At 32.6% G+C, this 10,555-nt stretch carries 8 protein-coding genes; 5 read left to right on the top strand and 3 right to left on the bottom strand.

Annotated features, from left to right (window positions below; all coding sequences use genetic code 11):
- Positions 1-295: 295 nt before the first annotated feature.
- The 3 genes from OJ995_RS13385 to OJ995_RS13375 form a co-directional block, all read right to left on the bottom strand.
- Positions 296-1,705 carry an MBL fold metallo-hydrolase gene (locus OJ995_RS13385; RefSeq protein ID WP_264369897.1) on the bottom strand — a complete coding sequence of 470 codons (1,410 nt, stop codon included), beginning with the start codon at positions 1,703-1,705 and terminating at the stop codon, positions 296-298.
- A gap of 61 nt (positions 1,706-1,766) precedes the next feature.
- On the bottom strand, positions 1,767-2,543 hold the full coding sequence (locus OJ995_RS13380) for a sulfite exporter TauE/SafE family protein (RefSeq protein ID WP_264369896.1): 777 nt from the start codon (positions 2,541-2,543) through the stop codon (positions 1,767-1,769).
- Entirely contained in the window at positions 2,543-3,175 is a 633-nt protein-coding gene (locus OJ995_RS13375; RefSeq protein WP_231834944.1) for a Crp/Fnr family transcriptional regulator, read from the bottom strand. Before OJ995_RS13375 ends, OJ995_RS13380 begins: the two co-directional genes overlap by 1 nt.
- A gap of 186 nt (positions 3,176-3,361) precedes the next feature.
- On the opposite strand from OJ995_RS13375, the gene OJ995_RS13370 reads away from it, so the two are divergent.
- The 5 genes from OJ995_RS13370 (at position 3,362) to OJ995_RS13350 (ending at position 10,074) form a co-directional block, all read left to right on the top strand.
- Positions 3,362-4,948: a GAF domain-containing sensor histidine kinase gene (locus OJ995_RS13370; RefSeq protein ID WP_264369895.1), complete on the top strand. Its 1,587-nt coding sequence runs from the start codon at positions 3,362-3,364 to the stop codon at positions 4,946-4,948.
- Complete coding sequence (locus OJ995_RS13365) at positions 4,941-5,321, top strand: response regulator (protein ID WP_133610920.1); 381 nt, start codon at positions 4,941-4,943, stop codon at positions 5,319-5,321. Before OJ995_RS13370 ends, OJ995_RS13365 begins: the two co-directional genes overlap by 8 nt.
- Before the next feature lie 10 nt (positions 5,322-5,331).
- On the top strand, positions 5,332-5,865 hold the full coding sequence (locus tag OJ995_RS13360) for a hypothetical protein (protein WP_264369894.1): 534 nt from the start codon (positions 5,332-5,334) through the stop codon (positions 5,863-5,865).
- 4 nt (positions 5,866-5,869) lie between these two features.
- Positions 5,870-6,088, top strand: a complete 219-nt coding sequence (locus OJ995_RS13355; RefSeq protein WP_264369893.1) for a hypothetical protein — start codon at positions 5,870-5,872, stop codon at positions 6,086-6,088.
- Between the two features lie 623 nt (positions 6,089-6,711).
- Positions 6,712-10,074 (top strand): DUF8696 domain-containing protein, encoded by a 3,363-nt coding sequence (locus OJ995_RS13350; RefSeq protein WP_264369892.1) that lies wholly within the window; start codon positions 6,712-6,714, stop codon positions 10,072-10,074.
- Positions 10,075-10,555 lie beyond the last annotated feature (481 nt).

Raw genomic sequence — 10,555 nt, 5'->3', positions numbered from 1 at the left:
CTGCAGTTATGTGGGAGAGTATGTCGCCGCCTTTCTTTTGAAAACCCTTCATCTAACGATGAGGGGTTTTTTGTTACCAATATATTGTCCCGATGGGAATAAATGTTATATAATTATTAAACTAAAACCAATTCAGCGTTAGGGATAGGAGTATTTGTTTTACTTGTTAATTGTTTGATTTCTAGTGTTTTAGGTAGCTAATTAATATGAGTTCGGATAGCCTGACCCTTGGGGAACGCCCATAAAAAAATCCGACTCTTGTGAAGTCGGATTTCGTATTTTATCTTTAATAGTTTTATTTCAACGTACTCGGGCAAACATATGCCGTTAAAGGAACATCAGTAGTTCTGATGCCGGCCATACCTTTTTCTACGTTAATCATGTTGTGGTAACCTCTAGCTTTTAAGATTGACGACATAATTACAGAACGATAACCGCCCGCGCAATGAATGAAGAATTTTTCGTCTTTTGGTACTTCAGCTAATTGTTCGTTAACGTAATCTAATGGAATATTTTTCGCATTTACCACATGTTCGGCTGTGAATTCTCCTGGTTTTCTTGAGTCGATAACTGGAGCGGTTTCGTATTGTGCTGCGAAAACTTCTGGGGAAATCGATTCAATGCTATCGGTTTCGTAACCTGCGGCTTTCCATGCTTCGATTCCACCTAATAAGAATCCTAAGGTGTTATCAAACCCAACACGAGATAATCTAGTGATGGTTTCTACTTCTTTTCCTTCTGGTGTAATTAATAAAATAGGTTGTTTAGTGTCTCTAATTAATGCGCCTACCCAAGGAGCAAATTGTCCGTGTAATCCAATGAAAATGGAACCTGGCACATGTTCTTTTACGAAATCATTCTCGTTTCGAACATCTAAAACTAAAGCATCTGTTTGATTGGCAACGGCTTCAAACTCTTTAGGATGTAAAGGCGTTTCAGCTTTTGACATCACCGCATCTAAACTTTCATAGCCTTGAATATTCATTAATACATTCTGAGGAAAATAAGCTGGAGGAGGCGTCAATCCGTCTAATAATTCTTTGATGAATTCTTCTTTTGTCATATCGGCTCTTAAAGCGTAGTTGACTTTCTTTTGATTGCCTAAAGTATCGGTCGTTTCTTTACTCATGTTTTTTCCACAAGCACTTCCGGCACCGTGATTTGGATACACAATTAAATCATCACTTAATGGCATGATTTTATTGCGTAAAGAATCAAATAAATGACCTGCTAAGATTTCTTGCGTTAAATCTTCTACCAATTCTTGTGCTAAATCAGGTCGACCCACATCTCCAATAAATAAAGTATCTCCCGTGATAATTCCGTGTTGTTTTCCGGTTTCGTCAGTAACTAAATAACATGTACTTTCTAATGTATGTCCAGGTGTATGTATAGCTTTAATCGTTACGCCACCTACTTTGAACTCTTGCCCGTCTGTAGCTACAATACATTCAAAATTTGGTTTTGCTGTTGGACCATAAACAATTGAAGCTCCTGTTTTCTTAGCCAAATCTAAATGTCCCGAAACGAAATCCGCATGAAAATGCGTTTCAAAAATGTATTTGATTTTAGCATTATCTTTTTGCGCTCTATCCATATAAGGTTGTACTTCTCTTAATGGATCTACAATTGCAGCTTCGCCATTACTTTCAATGTAATATGCCGCGTGAGCAATACATCCTGTATATATTTGTTCGATTTTCATATTCTTTATTTTTTACAAATTTACGTTCTAAATTTTATTTCTTCTGTACCCAAAGTTACATTTACATTTCTTTTAACAAGATAATGGCAGCCATGAGCAATACAAAGTAAGCAAAAATCTTCTTTAATTGGCTTTCATTCGTATATTTTGTAAGGTACATTCCTAAAAATATTCCAACAACCGAAATAGCTGAAAACGTTAACAAAAATATCCAATCGATTACCAAATTCTGCACATCACCGATAAATCCTACCAATGAGTTCATGGCGATAATGAATAGGGAAGTCCCAACGGCTTTTCGCATTCGTAATTTGGCAAATAAAATTAACGATGGGATTATTAAAAATCCGCCACCAGCTCCAACTAATCCTATTATAATTCCAATAGTGAAGGTTTGAATTCCTATTAGAATTAGATTTCTTTTTTCTTCGTTATTGTTATCTTGACTTTTCTTTTTTAGTACCGAAAGTGCTCCAAAAATCATAATAACTGCAAAAAACAACATTAGAAACGTGTTTTTCGTGATTAGAATTGGTGATTCTATAATGATTTCAGGAATTCTTGGAACTATAAATTTTCGGGTTAAGTAAACGGCTATGAAAGACGGAATCGCAAAAATGAATCCGTTTTTGATGTCTACCAAGTTTTTTCGGTAGTTTTGAATCGCGCCAAAAGTAGAAGTAGTTCCTACGATAAAAAGCGAATAAGCTGTCGCAGTAACAGGACTTATACTCATTAAGTACACCAAAATCGGAACTGTTAAAATAGAGCCACCGCCACCTGTTAGTCCTAAAACTAATCCAATAAATAATGCGCCAACATAGCCTAAAATCTCCATTAGAATTGAAGGATTTCTATTTTATTTCGGTGTAATTTGATTTTTCCTTGCAACTCTAACGCTTTCAATAATCGGGAAATTACGACTCTTGATGTATGCATTTCGTAAGCGATTTCTTGATGTGTATTTTTAATTTCAGTATCTCCAATTACTTTTGCCTTATCGGTTAAATATTTGTACAAGCGTTCGTCTAAATTCATGAAAGCCAAGGTGTCAATCGCTTCTAACATTTCGTTTAAACGGACATTGTAGCTGTCAAAAACAAAGTTTCTCCACGTTTTATATTTGGTCAACCATTCTTCCATTTTCTCTACTGGAATCATTAGCATGGCGCCATCGGTTTCTGCAATAGCACGGATACGGCTTTTCGATTGTCCCATGCAGCACGTTAATGTCATGGCACACGTATCGCCTCGTTCTAGGAAATACAACAATAATTCATCACCATTTTCATCTTCTCTCAATATTTTAATCGCTCCCGTTAATAAAAGCGGCATCGTTTTGATGTAATCTCCAATTTCAATCAGATAATCATCGGCTTTAAATTCCTTGTAAATTGCCACTTTTGCAATTTCGTCCAATAAAGCTTCTTCAAAAATATAGCTGTACGCTTGATCTAAAATATCTCTCATTTGTAATCCTTTTTGTAAAGATACTCTAATATCGTTTAATTTTTTTGTAACTTATGTTACAAAATAAATAGTATGAACTTATTTAACATGCTTTTAGTCGATTTTTTTGAAAAATAAAACAGAAAAAAGAAATATTTATAAAAAAATATAGTAAATTTAGTTGGTTTGTTATAAATACTTTTAATAATGAAAGCGCCTTTGATTCCAAATAATGAAGTCGAACGATTAAATGAACTATATTCATTTAAGGTACTTGATTCTTTTGAGGAGAAAGATTATGACTATATCACTCACCTAGCTTCTCAAATATGTAATACAAAATATTCGTTGATTACTCTTATTGATAAAGACCGTCAATGGTTTAAATCTAAATGTGGTATTGGTATAAATGAGACACATAGAGATGTTAGTTTTTGCGGTCATGTAATTGTTGAAAACAAAGACGTATACATTGTTGAAGACGCTAGAAAAAGTCTAACTTTTTTTGATAATCCATTTGTAGTTGAAAATCCAAATGTTGTTTTTTATGCAGGGGTACCTTTGCGTTCAGAGAATGGTTTTGCTTTAGGTACTTTATGTGTTTTTCATGATGATTTAATAGAATTATCAGAGGACCAATTGTATTCTCTAAAAGGACTTGCTAATCAAGTAATGAACTTGCTAAATTTAAGAAAAACCAATTTATTTTTAAGTGAGCAATCAAAATTATTAGAAGCGAAAAATAGTAATTTGGAAGATTTTTTTAAATTTTTTAAAGATTTAATTGTTGTAACAGATTTGAATTTAAATTTGGTCAATTCAAATGAATCTTGGTCTAAACATTTTGAAGATAAAGAATTAAGAAGTGGAGTTAAAAAATTTTTAGATTTTGTATATTGTGAAGACAAAAAAGTTGTTGAATTTCAAATTGAAAAAGCACTAAAACTAAGTATTTCTGAAAATTTTGTTTGTAAAATAAAAGATAATAATTCCGTTTTCAAGGAGATTATTTGGAGAATATATTTTTTAGATAATAATTATTATTTTTATGGTAGGGATGTCACTCATCAAAAAAATACAGAGTCAAATTTACTAAAACTACTTAATCTGTCTAAATCGCAAAATGAGCGTTTACAAAATTTCGCTCATATTGTTTCACACAATTTGAGATCTCATTCAACTAACATTAGTTCATTAGTTCAATTAATAGGAGAAAAATATCCCGTTAAAGAAAATGAATTTTTTAAAATGTTATTGTTAGCTTCTGAAAATATGATTGAGACCACAAATAACTTATCGGATGTTGCTCTGTTGTATAGTTCAAATAAGGATGAAATAAATAAATTCAAATTAAAAAAATTAATAAAAAAGTCTATTGATACATTTCAGCTTGAGTTAAATCGAAACAATATTTCAGTTGATATTAATGTTCATGAATCAATTGAAATTTATGGGTTTGCGGAATATTTAGATTCGGTATTTCAAAATCTAATTTCAAATGCAATTAAATATTCCAGAGAATCAAATTACAAGTTTTTAAGGATAGTGAGTCATGATGAAGAAAACTATATAAAACTAAGTTTTGAAGATAATGGACTTGGGATAGATTTATCTCGTTATAAAGACAAGATTTTTGGAATGTATAAGACTTTTCATTATACTGAAAATTCAAGAGGTTTAGGATTATTTATTACAAAAAATCAAATGGAAGCGATGGGAGGATGGATTGAAGTGGAAAGTGAAGTAAATATTGGATCTAAGTTTAATTTATATTTTAAAAAGAATAATGATTAAAAAAATCGCTATTATTGATGATGATCCTATTTTAATTTTTACATTAAAATATCAAATTAATAAGATTAATTCAGAATTTGAAATATCTCAGTTTTCAAACGGAAAAGAAGCATTTGATTTTTTTTCTGATGATACTAATTCCGCACATTTTCCTGACATCATTTTTTTAGATATAAATATGCCAATTTGGGATGCTTGGGATTTTTTAAATGAATGGGAAAAATATAAATTTGCAACTTGTCCTTTGATTTATATCCTTTCAAGTAGCATAAATCCAAAAGATATACAAAACGCAAAAAAATATTGTTTTGTAAAATCCTTTTTGATAAAACCTATAGATTTTGAAAACCTAAAATTAATTTTAACGTATTGAATTTTTTTAAATGTATAACAAAAACAATTTTCATAAGTATACATTTTGTGAATTTATTGAAATAGAACCAAATAAGATTTCTAAAATCAAAACAAGTTACAAAAGCAAATCGGGTAGCGAATATTGTTTTACTGAGGAAGGTGTTTATCGTATTTCCAATCACTGGGGAAGAGCTGCAAATTGTAGGTGGAGATTAATTTCAGAAATTAAAAATCCAAATCAGAAAGAACGAATTGGTTATGCAAAATGGACTGATTTTTATCCTAATAATGAAACCGAAAACTTTTTTTATGTAGAAGTAAATTTCGATACCAAGGAAGTAACCTTTCAACACAAAAACAATCCAAACTTCGATGAAAAAGCCGTTTTGCGAAATGCTTCCGAGACTGCAAAAATCATTCGACAAATAAAAGAAATTTTAGAATCGGATGCTTGGGCGAAATATTTGGATTATAATGATTTGGAGGAGCTTCGAAGAGATATAATTCAGAAGTTAATTACCACAAACATCCCATTACAAACGATAAAAAAAGAGTTATACTAAAACCATGGAAGACCAATTTACCACAATAAAAAAAGATATTCAATTGATTATTGATAACATGGCTATAAAGAATTTTTCTGAAGCCAGCATTAAATTAATTGAGGTAAGTGATGATTTAGATGACATGATGGACGCAACTGATGATGTATTCGTATTGAGAGAAATTAGTAAATATCAAGTATTATTGAATCATTTGCAGATTAAAATGAGTACGAAAGAATAATTAAAATAAGGTTAATTGTTCTTTTTTAGGTTTCATTTCACTCAGAAAAGGAATTGTTTCTAAAACGTTATATTGTTTTCTTTCGGGATTAAAAATTGAATTTTATATTTATCAGGAGCTAGTTCTTTTTAAACTTCAATTGTTTATTTGTGCAAAGGAGTTCTTAAATAGAAATCATTCAATTTATAGTTAATTGTTTCTTTCAATATATTAACTGCTTCATAAAACCTATCAGAGTAAAGACTATAAAATATTTTTGTTATAATATTTTCAGTTTAACACTTTTGTATTCCATCACTTATTTTTTGAATAGATTATTCATGTTATTTTGAATAACATAATTTATTTATTTCTATAATATTTTATATAAGATTACATATTACATAAATATTTATAGTAAAATAGTACTTAAAATTCAACGAATAAACTATTTACTAATTAATTTAATAAAAATTATTCTGATTTACATTTATTTAAAGTTGTAATGGTATTAAAAATAAGGATTTTATTTATTATTTTATAAATCTGAAATACAAAAAAGTACTATTTTTTGTTATTTTTTATTTAAATGGATTTATAATTTTGGACTGTAATAATAGTTTATCTCCAAAATCTAAAAGTTAATGAGTTCATCCCTAATACAATCTGTAAGAAATATTTTTAGTGTTTTTATTTTGATGGCTGGAATATCTGGATGGTCTCAAAATATATTAATTAGTCAGGGAGGAACCGTAAATGTTTCTGGAGGCGAATTTTTTTATGATGCAGGAGGAGCTGCTGGTAATGATGGAATTACAAACTATACAATTACATTACTACCTCCAGCAGGTAAAAGTGTATGTGTGGATTTTACTTCTTTTAGTTCTTTTGGCTCTTTAGAAATATTTGATGGAACAACAACTGCTGCAACAAATATTGGCTCCCTAAAAGGAAATTATGGAACTGCCTATAATGCAGCTGGAAGTCCTTATAATACAGGCCAACCTGCATTAGGAGGTGTTGTGCAAGCGGAATTAAAGCCTGGTATATTTTGTGCAAACAATGCAACAGGAGCCTTAACCTTTAGATTTACTAATGGAGGTTCTCAATCAACAGGATGGATTGGAAATGTAATTACGTACGTTAAAGCCACTACAGGATGTACGGTAAATATAACAGCTTTACCCACAACGTTATGCTTAGGAAGTTCAACTGTACTCACAGCTACAGGAACAATTGGTTCAGGGTTAATAAATAATGACTTCAATTCAAGTTCTTTAGGAGCTGGTTGGACTGGTACCCCAGGTGGAGTGGCATTTGTTAATGTACTTTCATGTCAGCCAAATTATGGTTACAATACTCAAAATACTGATGGATCAATTTTTGCTTGGATGCAAAGTGTTGCAGCACCTAGAATTTTAGAATCTAATACTTTTGATGTAAGTAATGGTGGTGTTTTAAGTTTTGATTTTAGAGAAGCTTCAGATGATAACGGGGGAAATGGATGCGAGGCACCAGATGATAAAGAAGGAGTTTATATCCAATATTCAATAAATAATGGTACTTCTTGGAACAACATGAAATTGATGTTTCCAAGTATAGAAAGTAGCTTTCCTTCTGCAGCTAATATAGGATGTGGTACATATGTTTATAATTGGAATACTACTACTGTGCCAATTCCTGCAGCAGCTATGACAGCAACTACAAAGTTTAGATGGTATCAAAATTCATCAACAACAGCTTCTCAAGATAGTTGGGGAATTGACAATGTGAAAATTATAAAAAATAATCCTTCAACATTAACAATAACGGATTTATCTACTAATACTGTAGTAGCAACTTCATCTTCAACAACAGCAAGTGTTACAGTTTCACCTTCATCGACAAGAATTTACAGAGCTACAATAACGGATGGAGTAACATCTTGTAGTAACGATATTACCGTAACAGTTAACGGAACAACTCCAACAACAATAAACTATGCAGGAAGTCCATTTACAACTTCTTCAGGTGTTTCTAGTGTAACCATTACTAACGGACCAGTTACTGGAAGTTATACCTCGTTTCCTGCAGGGTTGACAATTAATGCAACTACTGGTCAAATTACTCCTAGTACTAGTTTACCGGGTACTTATACAGTTTCTGTACCCACTACATGTGGAACTGCAACCACTAATGTAATTATCTCTTCTTCTACTTGTGCTACTTGTGCAACGCCAACATGTCCTGTAATTTCAATGACAACGTCAACTGCAGCTTTAGGACAAACAGGAATTGCTACTAATTTAGGTGTAGCTGGAGATCAATTAGGAAATTCTCCTCTTGTTCCTGGCCAATCTATAACAATTTGTGTTCCAGTAACGGTAGTTTCTGGGGCTACAATTTTAGGGTTTAAACAGTTAACATCATCAAGTCCAGCAGCTTGTGGAAGTTCGACAGAAGAAGTAATTTCATATCAATTAACGAGTACAGCATGTGGTGCAACAATTCTACCAAATAGAACAAATGCATCATCCGTTGCAAGTGGTTTTAATCCTGAATGGGATGGTCTAGCCGCTGGAAATTATGTACTTTGTTTTACAATGAATGTAATTCCAAGTGCAGTTTGTACTAGTGTTGATTTACAAGGGCTTGGGTATTATAATGTCGTGCCAGTATGTTCTAATCCAGTTATTTCAACTCAGCCATTAACTACTCAAACCGTATGCGTTAATTCATCTCCAACGACATTAACAGTTGCTGCTTCAGGCACTTCTTTAACATATCAATGGTATTCTAATGCTACAAATTCAAATGTAGGAGGAACTAGTATTGCTTTAGCTACATCAACAACATATGTGCCATCAACTTTAGTTTCAGGAACTTTCTACTATTATTGTGTAATTAGTAGTGGTGGTTGTAGTACAACTTCATCAGTTGCAACAGTTGTTGTAAACAATTCGATAACACCAACATACACTAAAACTATAGTAAATTGTTCTGCAGGTTCTATTTCATTTACTTCAGTTCTGCCTACAGGAACAACTTTTGATTGGGTAAGTGGACCTTCAGGTTATACTTTTCCAGTAGGTTTTACTACACCTTCAACTACGAATACAAGTTTATCTGGTTTACCAGCGGGAACCTATTGTGTGGATATTACCTCACCTACAACTTCAGGAGGAGTAGTTACTTCTACTTTATTTACAGAAACTTTTGAATCAGGACTAGGTAATTGGACACTTGATAATACTAACGGACCTAATATTTTTGTATTAAATAATCAATATGTAGGAGGAAGCTGTGTTACTGGTTTAGGAACTTTTACAGTCCCAAATGTTCCTAATCAACCCGTAGCAATTACGTCGGGACCTAATAGTAATTATCTACACATCAAAGCAACAACTACAACTGGTGCAACATGTGGAGCTGGTTCAGTAAATTTTATTCCATTAAATGCAAACTTCGATGGGCAAACATCTGACCAAAAAGCAACATTAAATACGGTAATTAATACTGTTGGAAAAACAAATGTTAGATTTAATTTTTATTGGTTAGCACAGGGAGAAACGAATGCCAATGGTTCTGATGATTATGGTAGCATTGAATATAGTATCAATGGAGGAACAACTTGGGTTATGGCTGGTGCAAAATTAAGAAGACAAACTACTTGGCTTTCTGATTTTAGAACAGATCCTTTATGGGATAATCAGCCTAATTTAAGATTCAGAATAAGATGGAATAATGATGCAAGCTCAAGTATTGATCCACCTATTTCTATTGATGAAATTGTTATTACAGCTGATACTAGCACAACTGCTTCTTGTGGAGTAACAGTTCAAGAGTGTATTACAATTAATGCAACACCATCCGTACCTACAATAACAACAACTGCAGCTACTTGTTCAGCAAGTGGAACAGCTACTATTAGCAATTACGCAGCTGGAATCGCATATGTTTTCAATCCAACCGGACCAACCGTAAGTGGCACTGGAGCTATCTCAGGAATGACTAATGGTACAAGTTAGACAGTAACCGCATCAACCGGAAGTTGTACTTCTGCTTCATCATTAGCTTTTAGTACTGCAGCTCAATTAGTAACACCATCAGTACCTACAATAACTACAACATCTGCTACTTGTTCTACAAGTGGAACCGCTACAATTAGCAATTACACTTCAGGAATCACATATGTTTTCAATCCAACAGGACCAACAGTAAGTGGCACTGGAGCTATCTCAGGAATGACTAATGGAACGAGTTATTCAGTAACCGCATCAAANNGGAATCACATATGTTTTCAATCCAACAGGACCAACAGTAAGTGGCACTGGAGCTATCTCAGGAATGACTAATGGAACGAGTTATTCAGTAACCGCATCAAATGGAAGTTGTACTTCTGCGTCATCATTAGCTTTTAGCACAGCAACGCAATTAGTAACACCATCAGTACCTACAATAACCACAACAACTGCTACTTGTTCTACAAGTGGAACTGCTACAATTAGC

Source organism: Flavobacterium lacisediminis (assembly GCF_025909975.1).
GTDB lineage: Bacteria > Bacteroidota > Bacteroidia > Flavobacteriales > Flavobacteriaceae > Flavobacterium > Flavobacterium lacisediminis.
The sequence above is the reverse complement of the archived record's forward strand: the minus strand, read 5'-3'. Positions and strand labels throughout refer to the sequence as shown.